Annotated in this window: 13 protein-coding genes and 1 tRNA gene; 9 read left to right on the top strand and 5 right to left on the bottom strand. The window is 71.7% G+C overall.

Translation table 11 applies throughout. From position 1 onward, the window contains the following. Positions 1-8: 8 nt before the first annotated feature. Both sucD and NI25_RS05505 read left to right on the top strand, forming a co-directional pair. Positions 9-965, top strand: a complete 957-nt coding sequence (gene sucD, locus NI25_RS05510) for a succinate--CoA ligase subunit alpha (protein ID WP_061441368.1) — start codon at positions 9-11, stop codon at positions 963-965. After that, on the top strand, positions 962-2,533 hold the full coding sequence (locus NI25_RS05505) for an aldehyde dehydrogenase family protein (protein WP_061441367.1): 1,572 nt from the start codon (positions 962-964) through the stop codon (positions 2,531-2,533). Before sucD ends, NI25_RS05505 begins: the two co-directional genes overlap by 4 nt. Positions 2,534-2,557: 24 nt before the next feature. Here NI25_RS05505 and NI25_RS05500 read toward each other — a convergent pair whose 3' ends face one another. Then, positions 2,558-3,886: a DUF2254 domain-containing protein gene (locus tag NI25_RS05500; RefSeq protein ID WP_107071631.1), complete on the bottom strand. Its 1,329-nt coding sequence runs from the start codon at positions 3,884-3,886 to the stop codon at positions 2,558-2,560. A gap of 151 nt (positions 3,887-4,037) precedes the next feature. Here NI25_RS05500 and NI25_RS05495 point away from each other — a divergent pair. Together NI25_RS05495 and fusA are read left to right on the top strand one after the other, a co-directional pair. Beyond that, a tRNA-Leu gene (locus NI25_RS05495) sits at positions 4,038-4,122 on the top strand. A gap of 386 nt (positions 4,123-4,508) precedes the next feature. Further along, positions 4,509-6,617 carry an elongation factor G gene (fusA, locus tag NI25_RS05490; RefSeq protein WP_061441365.1) on the top strand — a complete coding sequence of 703 codons (2,109 nt, stop codon included), beginning with the start codon at positions 4,509-4,511 and terminating at the stop codon, positions 6,615-6,617. A gap of 96 nt (positions 6,618-6,713) precedes the next feature. Here the strand turns inward: fusA and NI25_RS05485 are convergent, their stop codons facing one another. Continuing rightward, the gene (locus tag NI25_RS05485) at positions 6,714-7,742 is read right to left on the bottom strand and encodes a LacI family DNA-binding transcriptional regulator (protein ID WP_061441364.1); all 1,029 of its coding nucleotides are present in this window, start codon (positions 7,740-7,742) and stop codon (positions 6,714-6,716) included. A 345-nt stretch (positions 7,743-8,087) separates the two neighbouring features. On the opposite strand from NI25_RS05485, the gene NI25_RS05480 reads away from it, so the two are divergent. The 4 genes from NI25_RS05480 to NI25_RS05465 are packed head-to-tail and all read left to right on the top strand — an operon-like array spanning position 8,088 to position 13,614. After that, positions 8,088-9,398, top strand: a complete 1,311-nt coding sequence (locus NI25_RS05480; RefSeq protein WP_061441363.1) for an extracellular solute-binding protein — start codon at positions 8,088-8,090, stop codon at positions 9,396-9,398. Next, positions 9,395-10,297 (top strand): carbohydrate ABC transporter permease, encoded by a 903-nt coding sequence (locus tag NI25_RS05475; protein ID WP_061441362.1) that lies wholly within the window; start codon positions 9,395-9,397, stop codon positions 10,295-10,297. The genes NI25_RS05480 and NI25_RS05475 overlap by 4 nt, the downstream gene beginning before the upstream one ends. A gap of 1 nt (position 10,298) precedes the next feature. Further along, positions 10,299-11,195, top strand: a complete 897-nt coding sequence (locus NI25_RS05470; RefSeq protein WP_061441361.1) for a carbohydrate ABC transporter permease — start codon at positions 10,299-10,301, stop codon at positions 11,193-11,195. 22 nt (positions 11,196-11,217) lie between these two features. Beyond that, on the top strand, positions 11,218-13,614 hold the full coding sequence (locus NI25_RS05465; protein WP_061441360.1) for a beta-glucosidase family protein: 2,397 nt from the start codon (positions 11,218-11,220) through the stop codon (positions 13,612-13,614). A gap of 12 nt (positions 13,615-13,626) precedes the next feature. Here the strand turns inward: NI25_RS05465 and NI25_RS05460 are convergent, their stop codons facing one another. Further along, positions 13,627-14,814: a fumarylacetoacetate hydrolase family protein gene (locus NI25_RS05460; protein WP_061441359.1), complete on the bottom strand. Its 1,188-nt coding sequence runs from the start codon at positions 14,812-14,814 to the stop codon at positions 13,627-13,629. A 48-nt stretch (positions 14,815-14,862) separates the two neighbouring features. Continuing rightward, positions 14,863-16,599, bottom strand: coding sequence for an IlvD/Edd family dehydratase (locus NI25_RS05455; RefSeq protein ID WP_061441358.1), 1,737 nt, complete (start codon positions 16,597-16,599; stop codon positions 14,863-14,865). Between the two features lie 107 nt (positions 16,600-16,706). On the opposite strand from NI25_RS05455, the gene NI25_RS05450 reads away from it, so the two are divergent. Beyond that, complete coding sequence (locus tag NI25_RS05450; protein ID WP_061441357.1) at positions 16,707-17,462, top strand: FadR/GntR family transcriptional regulator; 756 nt, start codon at positions 16,707-16,709, stop codon at positions 17,460-17,462. A 93-nt stretch (positions 17,463-17,555) separates the two neighbouring features. Here NI25_RS05450 and NI25_RS05445 read toward each other — a convergent pair whose 3' ends face one another. Continuing rightward, positions 17,556-19,355: a hypothetical protein gene (locus NI25_RS05445; RefSeq protein ID WP_061441356.1), complete on the bottom strand. Its 1,800-nt coding sequence runs from the start codon at positions 19,353-19,355 to the stop codon at positions 17,556-17,558. Positions 19,356-19,400: the final 45 nt, after the last annotated feature.

The raw sequence follows: 19,400 nt of genomic DNA, 5'->3' as shown, positions 1-19,400 counted from the left end.
AGGACGACATGGCGATCTACCTCACCAAGGAGAGCAAGGTCCTCGTCCAGGGCATGACGGGTACCGAGGGCATGAAGCACACCCGCCGCATGCTGGCCGCCGGCACCGACGTCGTCGGCGGCGTCAACCCGCGCAAGGCGGGCCGCACCGTCGACTTCGACGACCGTGCCGTACCCGTCTTCGGCTCGGTCCGCGAGGGCATCGAGAGCACGGGCGCCGACGTCACCGTGGTCTTCGTGCCGCCCGCCTTCGCCAAGGCCGCGGTGACGGAGGCCTCCGACGCCGGCATCGGCCTCGCGGTCGTCATCACCGAGGGCATCCCGGTCCACGACTCCGTCGCCTTCACCGCCCACGCCAGGACCAGGGGCACCCGCGTCGTCGGGCCCAACTGCCCCGGCCTGATCACCCCCGGCCAGTCCAACGCGGGCATCATCCCGCCCGACATCACCAAGCCCGGCCGCATCGGCCTGGTCTCCAAGTCGGGCACGCTCACCTATCAGCTCATGTACGAACTGCGCGACACCGGCTTCTCCACCTGCGTCGGCATCGGCGGCGACCCCGTCGTCGGCACCAGCCACGTCGACTGCCTCGCCGCCTTCCAGGACGACCCCGACACCGAACTGATCGTCCTCATCGGCGAGATCGGAGGCGACGCGGAAGAACGAGCGGCCGCCTACATCCGCGAGCACGTCACCAAGCCCGTCGTCGGCTACATCGCCGGCTTCACCGCGCCCGAGGGCCGCACCATGGGCCACGCCGGCGCGATCGTGTCCGGCTCCTCCGGCACGGCACGGGCCAAGCAGGAGGCGCTGGAGGCGGCCGGTGTACGGGTGGGGAGCACACCGACCGAGACGGCACGGCACGTACTCGCCGTACTCGACGGCGCTGCCCAAGACGGCGCTGCCCAAGACGGAGCCGCCCAAGACGGCGCCCAAGACGCCACCCAAGACGGAGCCCGCGCATGACGGCGGCCGGCGCGCGAGGCCCCGCAGCCCTCACCCTCAAGTCCGGCACCTCGTGGGCCGACGCCTGGCGCCGCTGCCGCACCGCCGCGCCCGAGGCGTTCCGCGACGACCGCGTCCTCAACCTCTGGGACGCCGGCTGGCGGGCGGACGGCCGGGTCCTGCCGGCCACCAGCCCGGTCGACGGCACCCCGGTCGCCGGCCCGCCCCGGCTCGACGCCGCGACGGCCCAGCACGCCGTACGCGCCTCGCTCGACCAGCACCGGGCCTGGCGCCACGTCCCCCTGCCCGAACGCCGCGCCCGCGTCGCGGCCACCCTCGACGCCCTGGCCCAGCACCGCGAACTGCTGGCACTGCTGCTGGTCTGGGAGATCGGCAAACCCTGGCGGTCGGCACAGGCCGACGTCGACCGGGCCGTCGACGGAGTGCGCTGGTACGTCGACGGCATCGACGCCATGCTCGACGGGCGCGCCCCGCTGGACGGCCCGGTGTCCAACATCGCGAGCTGGAACTACCCGATGAGCGTGCTCGTCCACGCCATGCTGGTCCAGGCACTGGCGGGCAATGCGGTCGTCGCCAAGACCCCGACCGACGGCGGCGTCGCCTGCCTGACGCTCGCGTGCGCGCTCGCCGCCCGCGAGGGACTTCCCGTCACGCTCGTCAGCGGCAGCGGCGGCGAGCTGTCCCAGGCGCTGGTGCGGGCGCCCGAGATCGGCTGCGTCTCCTTCGTCGGCGGCCGGGACACGGGCGCCGCCGTCGCCACCGCGGTCGCCGACCTCGGCAAGCGGCACATCCTCGAACAGGAAGGACTCAACACCTGGGGCATCTGGAACTTCACGGACTGGGACGCCCTCGCGCAAGTGATCCCGAAGCTCTTCGACTACGGCAAGCAGCGTTGCACCGCCTACCCGCGCTTCGTCGTCCAGCGCCGGCTGTTCGACGCGTTCCTCGCGGCGTACCTCCCGGCGGTCCGCACCCTGCGCGTCGGCCACCCGCTCGCCGTCGCGGCACCGGACGACCCGTACCCGGCGCTCGACTTCGGACCGGTGATCAACGCCGCCAAGGCCAAGGAGCTCCAGGACCAGGTGGCCGAGGCCGTGGACCGCGGCGCCGTCCCGCTGCACCGCGGCAGCGCCGCCGACGCCCGCTTCCTGCCCGGCCAGGACACCTCGGCCTACGTCCAGCCGGTCACACTGCTCAACCCGCCCCGGTCCTCACCGCTGCACCACGCGGAACCCTTCGGCCCGGTCGACACCATCGTCCTGGCCGACACCGAGGCCGAGCTGCTCGCCGCGATGAACGCCTCCAACGGCGCCCTCGTGGCCACCCTGTCCACGGACGACCCGGCGACCTACGAGAGGCTGGCGCCGCAGATCCGGGCGTTCAAGGTCGGCCACGGCGTGCCCCGCTCCCGCGGCGACCGCGAGGAGCTGTTCGGCGGGCACGGCGGATCGTGGCGCGGTGCCTTCGTGGGCGGTGAGCTGCTGGTGCGCGCCGTCACCCGCGGACCGGCGGGGGAGCGGCTGCCGGGGAACTTCCCGGACCACCACCTCATGCCGCGGCGGACGTGAGGCGGACCCGACGGACGCCCCGGGTCAGCCGATGCCCTGCCGGTCCGGCCGCAGGGCGAAGGCCCGGTCCGCCGGGGTCGGCGCGGTCCGCTCGACGGCCTGCCGCAGCAGCTCGCGGTGGCGCAGCAGCGGGCCGCGCCGCTCCGGCGGCACGAGCAGCAGCAGGTCGTCGAGGCCGGCCAGCAGCCGCCGCGTGACCTGCGGCGACCCGACGGCGCAGGCACGCACCTCGGCGAACCCGAGGTCCACCAGCTCCGTCCAGCCGGGCACGGGCTGCACCAGCCGCACCGCGCCGCGCCGGTCCCGGTGCGGCACGGCGTCCAGCGGCCGCCGGGACAGCGTGGCCAGGATCTGCACCACCCGGTCCAGCGCCTGCACGGCGGTCGTCGGATCGTTCACCGCGGGGGACAGGGCGCGCAGCCCGATGTCCGACAGCTGGCGCAGCCCGAACGCCAGGTCCTGGTGGAAGGTGCGTTCCACCCCCACGGACAGCGCGTACCGCAGCGCCCGGCGCGAGGGAGCCGGCCCGCCGTGCACGGCCAGGACCGGTGTGCCCGGCACCAGGAAGTCACCGATGCGCGGGACCAGCCGCAGCACCACCCCGTGCTTGCGGGCCACCCGCACCAGCCGGGCGACGTGCACGTCCCGCAGCACACCGGCCTGCCCGTCGTGGGCGACCCACGCCGTCACAGGCCCGAGGCCGGGAGCCCCGCCGCCCGCCGGCACCGGCATCAGCGCCGCCACCCGGAAGGACTCGGCGGCGATCCGGGCGATCACATGGCTGACCCGCATCAGCCGCAGCGTGGCGTTCACGTACATCACGAAGAGCAGCAGGCTCAGCGCGACCATGACCAGGGTCAGCACCGACTGCACCAGCGGGACGGACGTGGCGGTGCGGGGGTCGGCGTTGCTGTCGTAGCTGGTCAGGACGAGCAGCGTCAGTACGAAGGTGGCGAGGAACACGGCGAAGGTCGCCTTGGTGATCCGGCTGCGGACGAAGAGCCGCACCACCCGCGGGGTGAACTGCCCGCTCGCCATCTGCACGGCGACCAGCGAGATGCTGAACACCACGCCGATGAAGGTCATCATCGCCGAGCCGACCGCCGACACCACCGTCTTCGCGTCGTCCGCGAAGCGCAGCAGCTCGGCGAGCGTGTCGTAGTCGCCGTCGTCCTGCAGTGAACGCACGAGGGCGGCGTCGAGCTCCTGGGCCGCCAGCCAGACCACGAAGACACCCACCATGGCCGCGGTGGGCGCGAACCAGAACGTGTCCCGCAGATGTTCCCTGAGCGGCGACAACGCCCGCGGCCGACGACGCGGAGACGGGCCCCGCGTAACCATCCAGTCACTCATGGTGCGACCCTAGGCGCAGCGGAGCCGCCGGTCCCGGACCGCCGCCCGGGGAGAGGGCGGGGGAAGGAAACGCAGGTGAAAGGCACTGCGAAACCTTGGTATGGTTGTCCATGTCGCCGCGGGGAACACCCCGCACCGCGACAGACACCTCGTCCGGGTGGCGGAATGGCAGACGCGCTAGCTTGAGGTGCTAGTGCCCTTTATCGGGCGTGGGGGTTCAAGTCCCCCCTCGGACACAAGACAGGCAGAGTGTGATGCCGGCCGGGAGACATCCCGGTCGGCATTTCGCGTTCCCGGACGAAAAAACCCGGTGCGGCGCCGGACCCGGCCTCCCTACACTCACCACACACCGAGATCGAGACCGAGTGAGGGGAGCAGGGCCGTGCGTATCCGCACCACTGCCGTCGTTCCCCCGTCCCGGTACGAGGTGATCCTGGTGTCTTCGGCCGTCCGGTGTCCGCTGCGCGGCCGGCACCGGATGCCCGCGACCGGCATCTGACACAACGCCACTGCCGCCCCGCCCTCGCGGGGCCCGTGGCCCCGTCCCCCGCATGTCCGGTCCCGGGAATCGCGCCGCCCTGTTCACAGATGAGCTCGACCGAGCAGCGAAAGGCCACAGGCCGTGCGCACCCACGTCAGCACCCACACCCACACCGGCACCGACCCGCTCGCCGGAGTCCGCAACCTGGGCATCCTCGCCCACGTCGACGCCGGCAAGACCACCGTCACCGAGCGGATCCTCTACACCACCGGCACCACCCACAAGCGCGGCGAGGTCCACGACGGCACCACCGTCACCGACTTCGACCCGCGGGAACGCGACCGCGGCATCACCATCTTCGCCGCGGCGGTCTCCTGCTCGTGGGACGGTCACCGGATCAACCTCATCGACACCCCGGGGCACGTCGACTTCGCCGACGAGGTCGAGCGCTCGCTGCGCGTGCTGGACGGCGCCGTCGCCGTGTTCGACGCGGTCGCGGGAGTGGAGCCGCAGAGCGAGTCCGTGTGGCGGCAGGCCGACCGGCACGGCGTGCCCAGGATCGCGTTCGTCAACAAGATGGACCGGGCCGGTGCCGACCTCGACACCGCCGTCGCCTCCATCCGCGAACGGCTGCACCCCGTGCCGCTGGTCGTGCAGCTGCCCATCGGCACGGAGGACGGCTTCACCGGCGTCGTCGACCTGGTGCGCATGCGCGCCCTCGTCTGGGCGGACGGCGCGGACGCGGCCGAGGAGGGTCCGGTGCCCGACGCCCTGCGCGAGGAGGCGGCACACAGGCGCTGGCTGCTGGAGGAAGCGGTGGCCGAACGGCACCCGGCCGCACTGGAGGAGTTCTGCGACCGGGAGACGCTCACCGCGGCCACCCTCGCCGCGGCCCTGCGCGACCTGACGCGCACCGGCGACGGCGTGGTCGTGCTGTGCGGCTCGGCCTACCGCAACCGCGGTGTCGAACCGCTGCTCGACGCCGTGGTGACGTACCTGCCCTCGCCGCTCGACGTACCGCCGGTGCGCGGCACGCACGACGGCACGGAGCAGGAACGGCCCGCCGACCCGACGGCGCCGATGGCGGCACTGGCGTTCAAGGTGAACGCCACACCGACCGGACGGCTGACGTACCTGAGGGTCTACTCGGGCACGATCGAGAAGGGAGACACCGTGTGGGACGCGGGCACGCGCCGCACCGAGCGCATCGGCCGCATCCTGCGGGTACGGGCCGACCGGCACGACCCGCTGGAGCGCGCGGTCGCCGGGGACATCGTCGCCGTCGTCGGACTGAAGTCGTCCCGCGCCGGCTCGACCCTGTGCGCACCGGGCGCCCCGCTGCTCCTGGAACCGCCCGGCGTGGCCGAACCGGTCGTGCACGTGGCCGTGGAGGCACGGCGCTCCACCGACACCGACCGGCTGGCCGCCGCGCTCACCCGGCTGACCGAGGAGGACCCCTCACTGGCCGTGCGGGCCGACCCGGACACCGGGCAGACCGTGCTGTCGGGCATGGGGGAACTGCATCTGGAGGTGGCGATGGAGCGCGTCCGGCGCGAGCACGGTCTCGAGGTGTCCGTGGGCCGCCCCGGCGTGGCGTACCGCGAGACGGTCGGCGAAGGGGTCACCGGCTTCGTGTACCGGCACGTCAAACAGGACGGCGGTGCGGGTCAGTTCGCGCACGTCGTGCTCGACGTGGAGCCGTGGGAGCGGGACACCGCGGGCGACGGCAGTGAAGGCGCGGGCGGATTCGTGTTCCGTTCGACGGTCGTCGGCGGGCGCGTGCCGCAGGAGTACGTCCGGGCCGTCGAGGCGGGCTGCCGGGACGCCCTCGCCGCAGGTCCGCTCGGCGGGCACCCGGTGACCGGCCTGAGGGTCACGCTCACCGACGGCCAGACCCATGTGAAGGACTCCTCGGACACGGCCTTCCGCACCGCCGGCCGGTTCGGTCTCCGTGACGCCCTGCGCGCCTCGGAGATGGTCCTGCTGGAACCGGTCGTGGAGGTCACGGTCACCGTGCCCGAGGACGCGGTCGGCGGTGTGCTCGGTGACCTCGCCGCGCGCCGCGGCCGGGTCACCGGCTCCGGCACGCGGGGCGGCGCGGCGGTGGTCACCGCCACCGTGCCGCTGGCCGAGCTGTTCGGGTACGCGACCCGCCTGCGCAGCCGCACCCAGGGCCGCGGCACCTTCACCGCCCGGCCCACCGGTTACGCACCCGCGCCGGTCGCGACGACCGTCACGACCACGCGGTAGGCGCGGCGCGGCACCCTCACGCCCCGGGCATGAGGGTGCCGAACCGCGGGCTCCCGTGTGGCGTCGGGCTTGGGGACCCGGCCCCTTCCTCTCCGGCTACCCGCGCTCCGGAGACACCGCGCGGGGCGGCGCCGTGGAGGCGCGTACCACGAGTTCGGTGGCGAGCTCGATGTGATGGGAATCGACCCGCTCACCGTTGGCGAGCCGGAGGGCGGTGCGCAGGGCGGCACCGCCCATCTCGCGCAAGGGCTGGCGGACGGTGGTGAGGGGCGGCGACGCCATCTGGGCGAGGCTCGTGTCGTCGAAGCCGACCACACTCAGGTCCTCCGGGACGCGCAGGCCTCGAGCACGGGCGGCCTCGACGACACCGACGGCGATCTCGTCGTTGCCCGCGAAGACCGCGGTGGGCGGCTCGTCCAGGTCCAGCAGCGCCGCGGCTCCGAGCAGTCCGGTCTCGTAGGTGAACTCTCCCGGCCGGGTGTAGGCATCGGGCACGGGGACGCCGCCCGCCTCCATGGCGGCGCGGTAGCCGTGCAGGCGTGCCTGGTTGCACACGGCCATGGCGGGTCCGCCGAGATAGGCAACTCGGCGGTGGCCGAGGGAGAGCAGGTGCCGGGTCGCGGCCAGGCCGCCCGCGAAGTTGGTGGCCCCGACACTGTGGATCCGGCTGTCCGGCAGGTGCAACGGGTCCAGCACCACCAGGGGCAGCCCGGACCGGGCCAGTTCGTTCAGGTGCGCCGTGGTGTACACGCTGGTGACCGCGATGACGGCACGACGCCCGGCCGAGACCAGGTCCCGGGCCCAGTGCGGGGCACCGGATGCCTTGCTGATCACCACCGAGGCCCCGGACTCGGAGGCCGAATCGATGATCCCTTCCAGCGTCTCGGCCACGTACGACTTCAGTCCACCCCTGAACTGCACCTCGATGGTGGGGCTTTCCACCGCCTCCGTGTGCCGGAACACGGGGGCGAGGTAGTGGTGCTGGTGCAGCAGTTCCTGCACCCGGGTGCGGGTCTGCGGAGCCACGTCACCACGGCCGTTGACCACCTTGGACACGGTCGCCACGGACACCCCGGCCGCTCGTGCGATGTCCGCCAACGTGGTGCGCCTCGCGTCCGGTCGCATCGGTTCCCTCCCACGGATACGTCCACCGTGTGGTGAGTCGCCGCTCGGGCCGGCAACGCGGGTGGAACCGGTCAACAGTACGGCAACGCGACTCGTGTCACCTCACCTTCTCTGCCCCGCAGTCATGCCTTTCGAAACTGTTTCGAAGCTGTCCGGACTCGTTGCCGATCGTCAAATCCCAGTCGTACCAACGGTTCTTGAAGCAGGAGAACGCTTGCGCACATGCCTTGACACCTTGTCAGTCTGCTCCCTAACTTGCATGACCAGAGCTCGGAGAAGGCGATTTCGAAAACCTTTCACCACGAGTCACGAGAAGCCGACGGCTCTCGGGTGCGGAGAAAAGACATGGCGCTCTCCCGACGTACTCTCCTAGGCCTGGCCGCCGGTGTGCCGGTCTCCGCGGCGCTGGCGGCCTGCGGCTCGTCCGGACCCGGCAAGAGCGGTGGCGGAGCCACGTACTGGTACCTGAACGGCCAGCCGCAGGAAGGCGTCCGAGCCGGTGCGGTGGACGCCTTCAACAAGGCCCACCCGGACAGCCGGATCAAGGACACGACGTTCCAGAACGACGCCTACAAGACCAAGATCAAGACGGCCATCGGTGCGGGGCAGGCGCCCACCATCATCTGGGGCTGGGGCGGCGGGACGCTGCGCACCTACGCGGAAGCCGGCCAGGTCGACGACCTCACCTCGTGGTTCGACGAACATCCCGAGGTCAAGAAGTCACGCTTCCCGTCGTCCTTCGGCGCGGCGACCGTGGACGGCAAGATCTACGCGGTCCCGTGCGACGCAGTGCAGCCGATCGTCCTCTACTACAACAAGAGGGTCTTCGAGAAGGTCGGCGCCGAGCCACCGGAGTCCTGGGAAGACATGATGGCGCTGGTGCCCCGGTTCAACGCGAAGGGCATAGCGCCGTTCTCCCTCGGTGGGCAGTCCCGGTGGACGAACATGATGTGGCTGGAGTTCCTGTTCGACCGCATCGGCGGTCCAGAGGTGTTTCAGGCCGTCATCGACGGACAGAAGGACGCCTGGTCGCACCCCGACGCCATCACCGCGCTGACCAGGGTGCAGGAACTGGTCGAGGCCGACGGGTTCATCAAGGGCTTCTCGTCCATCACCGCGGACTCCAACGCGGACCAGGCGCTGCTCTACACCGACAAGGCCGCGATGATGCTGCACGGCGCGTGGTCGTACGGCATCCAGCAGGCCGACGGCGGTGACTTCGTCGCCAGCGGCGGCCTCGGCTACATGAACTTCCCGCCCGTCGACGGCGGCAAGGGCGATCCGAGCAACGCGGTCGGCAACCCCGCCCAGTACCTCTCCCTCTCCTCCAAGGCCACCGAGGAGGAGAAGAAGATCGCCAAGGAGTTCTTCGCGACCGGTGTCCTCCAGGACGCCGAGGTGAAGGCGTGGATCGACAACGGGTCCGTTCCGGTCCGGGTCGGCACGGAGAAGCTCCTGGCCGCCTCCAAGAGCGCCGACTTCCTCCAGGTGAACTACGGCATCGCCAGCAAGGCCAAGACCTTCGTGCAGTCCTGGGACCAGGCCCTCAGCCCGACGGCCGCCGAGACGCTGCTGGACAACGTCGCCAAGTTGTTCCAGCTGTCCGTCTCGCCGCAGCAGTTCGCCGCCAACCTCAACGCGGTCATCGGCACATGAGCCCGCACACGGGCCACTCGCCCGGTCGCCCACCGCGCAGCATCCTGCCGTGGCTGGCGACGCCGGCGCTGGTGGTGTACGTCGGCTTCGCGGTGGTTCCGCTCGTCGGTGTCTTCGCGCTGAGCTTCACCACCTGGGACGGGATCGGCACCATCCACGCCTCTGGGCTGGACAGTTGGCGCGCGGTGCTCACCGACCCCGGGCTGCCGCACGCCCTGTGGGTGACGTTCCTGGTGATGGCCGTGTCCTGGGCCGTTCAGACACCGTTGAGCATTCTGCTCGGCACGTTCCTGGCGGGCCGCCAGCGGTACCGCGCGGTGCTGGGCGTGGTCTACTTCATCCCCTTGATGCTCAGCTCCGCCGCCATCGCGATCGGGTACAAGGCGCTGCTGGATCCCAACTTCGGGCTCGGGGCGGGACTGAAGCTGCCGCTGCTGGTCCAGGACTGGCTGGGGCGGCCGGGGCTCGCGTTCGGTGTCGTCGTCTTCGTCGTCTCCTGGCAGTTCGTCCCGTTCCACACCCTGATCTACCAAGGCGGCGTCCAGCAGATTCCCACGTCACTCTACGAGGCGGCACAGCTGGACGGGGCCGGACGCGTCCGGCAGTTCTTCAGCATCACCCTGCCCCAGCTGAAGTACACCGTCATCACCTCGTCCACGCTGATGGTGGTGGGGTCGCTGACCTTCTTCGACCTCATCTTCGTGCTGACCGAGGGCGGTCCCGGGGATGCCACCCGGGTGCTCGCACTGGACATGTACAAGCGGGGATTCCAGGCCAGTCTGATGGGACCGGCCAGCGTCATCGCGGTCATCCTGGTCCTGGTGGGTCTGGCCCTCGCGCTGCTGCTGCGCCGGCTCGGAGGCCGGGACGCCGGCGCGAGCCAACTCGAGGGAGTCTGAGGTGACCACCGAACTGTCCGAGGCACGACGGCCGCCCGAGGCCGCCGGCCGCGACCGGCCGCAGCGCTCGTCCCGGGTGACCGGCCGGCGCAACTGGGCCGGCGGTCTGGCGGGATGGCTCTGGCTGGTCGTGGTCGCCGTGCCCCTGTACTGGACCCTCATCACCAGCCTCAAGGCCCAGAGCCGCTATTACGCGGAGAACCCGCTGGTGCCTCCGGCCGACCCGACGCTGGACAACTACCGGCTGGTCGTCGAGTCCGACTTCCTGCGCTACTTCGCGAACAGCGTCGTGGTCACGGTCGGCGCCGTGGTGCCGGCGGTCGTGTTCTCCTTCATGGCGGCCTACGCGATCGTCCGAGGCCGGCGCATGCGGGTACTGCGCGCGATGAACGGCCTGTTCCTCATGGGCCTGGCCATCCCGCTGCAGGCGACCGTCATCCCCGTCTACCTGATCATCATCAAACTCCAGCTGTACGACAGTCTGCTGGCGTTGATCCTGCCGTCCGTCGCCTTCGCCATCCCGCTGTCGGTGCTGGTGCTGGCCAACTTCGTCCGGGACGTGCCCAACGAACTGTTCGACTCGATGCGGGTCGACGGCGCCGGCGAATGGACGACGATGTGGCGGCTGGCCGCACCGCTCACCCGACCGGCCATTCTCACCGTGACCATCTTCAACGCACTGACCATCTGGAACGGATTCCTGCTGCCACTGGTGCTCACCCAGAGCCCGCAGCGCCGGACCCTGCCGCTCGCGCTGTGGGCCTTCCAGGGCCAGTACGGGGTCAACGTCCCCGCCGTTCTGGCCGCGGTCGTCCTCACCACCCTGCCCGTCCTGATCCTGTACGCCTTCGGCCGCCGCCAGTTGTTGAGCGGTCTGACCGCCGGATTCAGTCGCTGACCGACGCCGACGTGGGAGGAAAGTGAACGCCAACGTGGCCGAAGAGAACGAGAACACCACCACCGCCCCGCTCTGGAACGACACCACCGCCTCCGTCACCGCGCGCGTCGACGCGCTCGTCGCCGCGATGACGCTCGCCGAGAAGACCGCCCAGATGTACGGAGTCTGGGTGGGCGCCTCCGACGAAGGGGACGAAGTGGCCCCGCACCAGCACGACATGGAAGAGGCCGTGGATCTCGACGCCCTCCTGCCCACCGGGCTGGGCCAGCTGACCCGGCCCTTCGGGACGGTCCCGGTCGACCCGGCGCTGGGGGCGCTCTCCCTGGCCCGTACGCAGACCCGGATCGCCGCCGGGAACCGCTTCGGCATTCCCGCGCTCGCCCACGACGAGTGCCTGGCGGGCTTCTCCGCCTGGGGCGCGACCGCCTACCCGGTCCCGCTGTCCTGGGGCGCCACGTTCGACCCGGACCTGGTCGAGCGCATGGCCGCCGCCATCGGACGCGACATGCGCGCCGTCGGCGTCCACCAGGGACTCGCTCCCGTCCTGGACGTGGTGCGGGACGCCCGCTGGGGCCGGGTCGAGGAGACCATCGGAGAGGACCCGTACCTCGTCGGCACCGTCGGAACGGCCTACGTGCGCGGGCTGGAGTCGGCCGGGATCGTCGCCACCCTCAAGCACTTCGCCGGCTACTCGGCCTCACGCGCCGGCCGCAACCTCGCTCCCTGCTCCGTGGGCCCCCGCGAGCGGGCCGACGTCCTGCTGCCCCCGTTCGAGATGGCGATACGCGAAGGCGGCGCCCGGTCGGTGATGAACGCGTACACGGACACCGACGGCGTCCCCTCCGCGGCCGACGAGGACCTGCTCACCGGGCTGCTGCGCGACACCTGGGGCTTCGACGGCACCGTCGTCGCCGACTACTTCGCCATCGCCTTCCTCAGGACCCTGCACGGGGTGGCGGCCGACTGGGCCGACGCGGCCGCACTGGCGCTGGGGGCGGGCGTCGACGTCGAGCTGCCCAACGTCAAGACGTACGGCGCTCCCCTGGCCGAGGCCGTCGCGGACGGGCGCGTCCCGGAGGCGCTGGTGGACCGCGCCCTTCGCCGGACACTCACGCAGAAGGCGCGGCTCGGCATGCTCGATCCGGACTGGAACCCGGTGCCGGCCGCACTGGAAGGGGCGGATCTCGACCACCCGGAAGCCCTGAGGGGCCGGATCGACCTGGACGGGCCGGAGAACCGGCAACTGGCCCGCACGATCGCCCAGGAGGCGGTGGTGCTGCTGAGCAACGACGGCACCCTGCCGCTGGACCGGCCTCGCCGCATCGCCCTGCTCGGTCCCAACGCCGGCGAGCCCACCGCCGTACTCGGCTGCTACTCCTTCCCCCAGCACATCGGCGTCCGCCACCCCGGGACCCCGCACGGCATCGAGTTGCCGACGCTGCACGACACCCTCGCCGCGGAGTTCCCCGAGGCCGAGATCACCTTTTCCCGGGGCACCGGGATCGACGACGGGGACCTCACCGGCATCCCGGAGGCCGCACGCGTGGCACGCGAGGCCGACATCGCCGTCGTGGTGCTCGGGGACCGCGCCGGGCTCTTCGGGAGGGGCACCAGCGGTGAGGGGTGCGACGCCGAGACGCTGGCACTGCCGGGGGCGCAGCAACAGCTGCTCGACGCCCTGCTCGACCAGGGGACCCCCGTGGTCACCGTGCTGCTCGCGGGGCGGCCGTACGCACTCGGCCGTGCCGTGGGGGAGGGCGCCGCGATCGTGCAGTCCTTCTTCCCGGGGGAGGAGGGCACGCACGCGATCGCCGGTGTGCTCAGTGGCCGCGTCAATCCCTCCGGGCGGCTTCCGGTCAGCGTGCCGAGCGGGCCGGGTTCGCAGCCGGCCACCTACCTCGGCGCGCGGCTCGCCCACGCCGGAGCAGTGTCGAACGTCGACCCGACACCCGCGTTCGCCTTCGGCCACGGCCTGTCCTATACGCGCTTCGAATGGACAGACCTGAGGGTCGACGCGCAGGAGGCGCCGACGGACGGCGAGTTCCGTCTCGCCTTCACCGTCCGCAACACGGGCGAGCGGTCCGGAACCGAGGTCGTGCAGCTGTATCTGCACGACCCCGTCGCCTCCGTCGTCCAGCCGGTGCAGCGTCTCGTCGGCCATGCCCGGGTCGACCTGGAGCCGGGCGAGGCCGTACGTCTGCGTGTCACGGTCCCGGCCGACCTCGCTTCCTTCACCGGACGCGACGGCCGGCGCGTGGTCGAACCGGGTGAGCTGGAACTGCGGCTGGCCGCCTCCAGCGCGGATCACCGCCTCGTCGCCGGGGTCACGCTGACCGGGCCCGCACGGTACCCGGACCACACGCGACGCCTGCGGTCGATGTTCGGCCGGGAGCCGGGCCGCCCGCCGGGAGCCGCCTGACGCCCCGGTGGCTCACAGCACGCCGCGCCGGGCGAGACTGCGCGTCAGCGCACGTACGCCGAACGTCCACGGCGCGGCCTGCTCGCTGGTGACGACGGTGTTGACCAGGGTGCCGAGGTGCGGGCTGGAGATGCGTACGACGTCGCCGTGCTCGTGGGTGAAGCCCGACCCCGGTGCCTTTCGGTCCTCGGTGGGGGCGAACAGCGTCCCGGTGAACAGCACGAAGCCGTCCGGGTACTGGTGGTGCGGACCGTGCGTGGCGGCCACCAGGTCCAGGACGTCGCGGCTGATCTCGCGCATGGAGCTGCTGCCGTGCAGCGCGTAGCCCTCCGGGCCGTCGACCCGCAGGCCGACGTCGAGCCCGCGGACGGTGTCGAGGTCGAAGCCGTCGTCGAACAGGCGGATGAACGGGCCGATCGCGCACGAGGCGTTGTTGTCCTTGGCACGGGCCAGCAGCAGCGCGCTGCGTCCCTCGACGTCACGGAGGTTGACGTCGTTGCCGAGCGTCGCGCCGCGTACGCGGCCGCGCGAGTCCACGACGAGGACGACCTCGGGCTCGGGGTTGTTCCACACCGAGGCGGCGAGCACTCCGATGTCGGCGCCGACGCCGACCGCGGACAGGACCGGCGCCTTGGTGAACACCTCCGGGTCCGGACCGATGCCGACCTCCAGGTACGGCGACCACAGACCCTCGGCGACGAGCAGTTCCTTCACCCGGTCCGCCTCGGGCGATCCGGGACGGACACCGTCGAGCGCGCCGCCCACCGCCCGCTCGACACGGGCCCGTACCCGGGCGGCCTGCGCCGGGTCGCCGCCCGTGCGCTCCTCGATGACGCGTTCCAGCAGGCTCCCGGCGAAGGTCACACCGGCGGCCTTGATCACCTGAAGGTCGACGGGCGCGAGCAGATGGGGAACGTCACGACGGCCGTGGGGTGCTGCGAGCAGTTCGTCCAGGTGCCAGACGCGTCCCCCGTCTGCCTCCCGCACGACGGCCGCCGCGTCGTCGCGTTCCATGAGGTCGGAGACGGTGGGAACGACGTCCGTCAGGTCGACGACACGCTCCCCGCGCACAGCGGCCACACACGGCCCGTCCCACTCCGGGGCGTGGACGCGTGCGACGAGGGCCGCGCGGTCCGCGTCCTTGGGCAGGACACAGGAGCCGGTGAGGATTGGACGAGGGTGTACTGCTGCCGATTCCACGATCGATGCTCTCCTGGGGTCGGGGGAGTACGGTTCCCGGGGCCGGCCTCAGTGGGAGTCGCGGGGGACGCCGTGGCCACGACGTCCGCGCAGGAAATCGAAGTCGGCGCCCCGGTCGGCCTGTTCCACGTGCTGCGTGTAGAGCCAGGTGTAGCCGCCGGCGTACTGCTCGGCGGCCGCCCTCCACAGCTTTCGGCGCCGACCGAGCTCGGCGTCGTCCACGTCCAGGTGCAGGGTGCGGTTCGGAACGTCGAGGACGACGGGGTCGCCGTCGCGCACCAGGGCGAGGGGTCCGCCGACGGCGGCCTCGGGCGCCACGTGCAGGACCACCGTTCCGTACCCCGTGCCGCTCATCCGGCCGTCGCAGACCCGCACCAGGTCCTTGACGCCGGCCTTCAGCAGCTTGGCGGGGAGCGGGACGTTGGACACCTCGGGCATACCCGGGTACCCCTTGGGACCGGCGTTGCGGATGACGACGACGGTGTTCTCGTCGATGTCGAGTTCCGGGTCGTCGACGACCTCGTGGTAGGCCTCCGGAGAGTCGAAGACGCGCGCGGGGCCGCGGTGGGTGAGCAGGTGGGGCGACGCCGCGGACTGCTTGATCACGGCCCCGTCGGGGCACAGGTTGCCGCGCAGCACGGCGATGCCGGTGCCGGCCGGCTGGAAGGGGGCGTCGAGAGGGGTGATGACGTCGGAGCCGACGTGTTCGGCGTGCTCGGTGTTGTCGGCGACGGTGCGTCCGGTGACCGTGATCTGGTCGCCGTGCAGCAACTCGCCCTTGAGCAGCTCGGCCAGGACGGCCGGCAGGCCGCCCGCGTAGCAGAAGTCCTCCATGAGGTACGTGCCGCTGGGCATCAGGTTGACCAGCGTCGGCACCTCGCGGACCAGGTCGTCGAAGTCCGACAGGCTCAACTCGACACCGACACGCCCCGCGAGGGCGGTGAGGTGGATGACGGCGTTCGTGGAGCCCCCGATGGCCGCGTTGACCCGGACGGCGTTCTCGAACGCCTCCCGGGTCAGGATCCGAGAGGGGCGCAGCTCCTCCTCCACCATCCCCACGATGCGTCGCCCGGCCGCCTGCGCGGTCTCCATCCGGCGGGAGTCGACCGCGGGCCAGGCCGCGGAACCGGGCAGCTGCATGCCGAGCGCCTCCGCCACGCAGGCCATCGTCGAGGCGGTCCCCATCGTCATGCAGTGCCCGTTCGAGCGGGCCATGCAGCCTTCCGCGAAGAAGCACTCCTCCTGGGTCATCCGGCCGGCCTTGAGATCCTCCTCGAACTTCCACACGTGGGTGCCGGACCCCACGTCCCGACCCCGGTACTTGCCGTTGAGCATCGGCCCGCCGGTGACCATCACGGCGGGCAGGTCGACGCTGGCGGCGCCCATGAGCATGGCGGGGGTCGTCTTGTCACAGCCGGACAGCAGCACGACCCCGTCGAGCGGGTTGGCCCGGATCAGCTCCTCGACCTCCATCGCCATCAGGTTGCGGTACAGCATCGCGGTGGGGCGCATCAGGGTCTCGCCGGTGGCCATGGTGGGGAACTGCAGCGGCAGCCCGCCCGCCTGCCACACGCCGCGTTTGACGGCTTCGGCGACGCGGGTCAGGTGGGCGTTGCACGGGGCGAGTTCGGAGGCACTGGTCGCGATGCCGATGACGGGGCGCCCGTCGAACACCTCGTGCCCGAACCCCTGGTTGCGCATCCAGGAGCGGTAGATCATCCCGCTGCGGCCCTGCGCGCCGAACCACGCCTGGCTGCGTCGGCTCGTCCTCTGCCCGTCGGTCATGCGGTCACTCCCGTCGGCTGTGGCGTCGTCCGTCTCACGAAGGGGCGTTCTCGGGTGAGGGTCCGCGGGGCCATACCCTGTGCCACAATCATTAAATGATTCGATGAATGGCGTCCAGGGGGCGGGCAGAGATCGTGGGACACTTCCCGACCACGCACCAGCGTGTGGTCGACGAACTGGGGCGGCGCGTCGTGGGCGGCGTCTGGAACCCGGGGGACCCGCTGCCCGTCGAGGACGCGCTCGCGGCCGACCTGGGCGTCAGCCGCGGAGTGGTGCGAGAAGCGGTCAAGGCACTGATGGCCAAGGGGATGCTGCGCGTACGACCGCGCACCGGCACCCGGGTGCTGCCTCCGGAGCACTGGAACCATCTCGACCGGGACGTCCTGCGCTGGAAGCAGGACGGGGACGCCGCGTCCCTGCTGCGCGACACGGGCGAACTGCGCCTGATCGTCGAGCCGAAGGCGGCCCGGCTCGCCGCCCACCGGGCCGGACCCGACGACCTGCGCGTCCTGCACGAGTCGCTGGCCGCCATGGAGGCCGCGGCGGCGGCACCCGGCCGCAGTGGCTACGTCGAGGCCGACCTCGCCTTCCACCGGGCCCTGCTCGCCGCCAGCGGCAACCGTCTCATCGGCTCACTCGGCCGGGCCGTCGAGATCGCCCTGGAGCACAGCTTCCTCATCAGCACGCAGACCCCGGGAGCGGTGGAAGCCTCGTTGCCGGGGCACCGCGCCATCGTGCGGGCCGTCGAAGCGCGCGACCCCGAGGCCGCGGCCGAGGCCGCACTGGCCCTGATCGAAGCCGCCGAACGAGAGATCGCCCGGTCACCGGGCCTGCCGAACGCGAGCCCGGGCGATGCCGGATGACCTGCCGCCACCGAGACCTGCGAGCTCCACGGGAGACGGCCGCCCCCGCCTGCCCCGGGCACCCCCGCTGCGGGACGCCCGGGGCAGCACGGCTCAGGGGTACTGCACCACCTTCGACGGCACGGTGTCCGTCCCCGACGTGGGCGCACCGGTGTCGTTGATGACGCACTCGTACTGTCCCTGGCCGCCCAGCGACACCACGAGCAGCCCGTGGAAGCGCACCCCCGACCGGGTCGGCGCGGCGAAACCGTGGTGCTGCACGATGGACGGGTTCACGTTGTAGTAGCAGTAGCTGCCCATGCCCCAGCCCTCGTGCTCGGTGACGTCGTCCCCGACCTTGTAGGCGGCGTACCCCTTGACCGAGCCGTTCTGGATCGCGGCCTGGTCGGGGGCGTCGTAGGCCTTCTCGTTCTGGAAGAAGACCGTGCGGCCCCGCTCGCCGTTCCACTGCACGTCGTACTTGTTGAAGTGCTCGACGAACAGGCCGGTGATCAGTACGTCGTCGCCGTTGACCACCACGCCGTAGTCGGCGCGGTTGGTCTCCCAGCCGACGCCGTCGCCGTGGTCGGCGCGCCACACCCAGGTGTGGTCGACGATCGTGTGCCGGCTGTTGACCACCATGCTGGTCGTGGCCTTGCCGGGGCCCGCGCCGCCGATCCGGACGAACACGTCCTGCACGGTGGTGGGGTTGGCCGCATGGTCCGCCGACGCCCCCTCGGGCCCGATCTCCAGCAGCGTCGCGGAGTTGACCGGACCGGCGTCCACGAGGAACCCGGCCAGCCGTACGCCGTCCACGTCGGCGACCCTCAGCGCGGTGACGCCGTTGTCGGGGACGAGGGTGGCGTAGCCGAGGCCCAGGACGACCGTGCCCGCGCGCTTGACGTCTACGGTCTGGTCGAGGTGGTAGATGCCCGGCGTCAGCAGCAGGTGCAGGCCCTGCTCCAGCGCCTGGTTGAGGGTGGCCGCCGAGTCGCCGGGCTTGGCGACGTAGAAGCCGGACAGGGGGAGCGAGGTGCCGCGCGGGGTGCCGTTGCCCCAGGAGACGCCCCGGGCGTCGGTGCGCTTGTCCGGGAGGAAGACGCGGTACTCGTCGCCCTCGAGGTACAGGAACGGCTTCTCACGGGAGACGGGCGTGGTCTCCAGCGTGGTGTACGGCGGCTCGGGGAAGCTCTGCGCGGGCGCGCCCTCCACGCCGGAGAACACCATGTTCCACACGGCGTTGAGCCAGCCGCCGACCGAGCTGTCCCGGGTGTACCACTGCTGCTGCGAGTACGGGCCGACCTCACCGTCGATCCGGCTGTCGGCGATGTAGCCGCCGCTGGCCCAGCCGTAGCCGTCGGGGGCGAGGTTGAGGCCGCCGCGCACGTGCATGCGCCGGAAGGGCGCCGCCTGCGAGACCGCCCAGCGGTTGGTGCCGCTGACCGGGACCAGGGCGAGGTTCTCCGCCGAACGCCAGAAGTTCTGCGTGGCGTTGCCGTCGAACCAGCCGGCGTCGACCGTGACGTCGCCGTTGATGGTGGTGTCGTCGGGGGAGAGGCCGAGGCCCGCGATCGAGGTGTAGAAGCCGAGCTGGGCGTTGAGCCCGTGGTAGGTGCCGGGTTTGAACAGCAGCGCGTAGCGGCCGGTGCCGAACTGGGCCGACTCCTGCTGCTTGAAGATCTCGTCCAGCCGGCCCTGGATGTCCGCCGTGGACGGGTCGAAGACGATGACGTTGGGCCCGAGGTCACCGCCGCCGGGCAGCGCGCGGGGGCCGTCGGGGGAGTCGACGGCCCGGGCGGCTCCCGCACCGGCGAGGGAGGTCAGCACGGGGGCCGCGGCGGCCGCCGCGAGGAGGCTGCGGCGACGCGGTCCGGGGGGTTCGGGCAGGGGAGAGTGCGTGGGGGAAGAGGGCATGTGGGGGGCTCTCCTTGTTCGGGAAGTGAACGCAGTGGAGGTGGG

Source organism: Streptomyces sp. CCM_MD2014, from assembly GCF_000772045.1.
GTDB classification, from domain to species: Bacteria; Actinomycetota; Actinomycetes; order Streptomycetales; family Streptomycetaceae; genus Streptomyces; species Streptomyces salinarius.
This window is presented reverse-complemented; position numbering and strand designations above follow the sequence as displayed.

Coding starts and splice junctions, on each gene's coding strand:
- sucD (WP_061441368.1), top strand. CDS start 9: ATGGCGATCTACCTCACCAAGGAGAGCAAGGTCCTCGTCCAGGGCATG.
- NI25_RS05505 (WP_061441367.1), top strand. CDS start 962: ATGACGGCGGCCGGCGCGCGAGGCCCCGCAGCCCTCACCCTCAAGTCC.
- NI25_RS05500 (WP_107071631.1), bottom strand. CDS start 3,886: ATGAGTGACTGGATGGTTACGCGGGGCCCGTCTCCGCGTCGTCGGCCG.
- NI25_RS05485 (WP_061441364.1), bottom strand. CDS start 7,742: ATGCGACCGGACGCGAGGCGCACCACGTTGGCGGACATCGCACGAGCG.
- NI25_RS05480 (WP_061441363.1), top strand. CDS start 8,088: ATGGCGCTCTCCCGACGTACTCTCCTAGGCCTGGCCGCCGGTGTGCCG.
- NI25_RS05475 (WP_061441362.1), top strand. CDS start 9,395: ATGAGCCCGCACACGGGCCACTCGCCCGGTCGCCCACCGCGCAGCATC.
- NI25_RS05455 (WP_061441358.1), bottom strand. CDS start 16,599: ATGACCGACGGGCAGAGGACGAGCCGACGCAGCCAGGCGTGGTTCGGC.
- NI25_RS05450 (WP_061441357.1), top strand. CDS start 16,707: ATGGCGTCCAGGGGGCGGGCAGAGATCGTGGGACACTTCCCGACCACG.
- NI25_RS05445 (WP_061441356.1), bottom strand. CDS start 19,355: ATGCCCTCTTCCCCCACGCACTCTCCCCTGCCCGAACCCCCCGGACCG.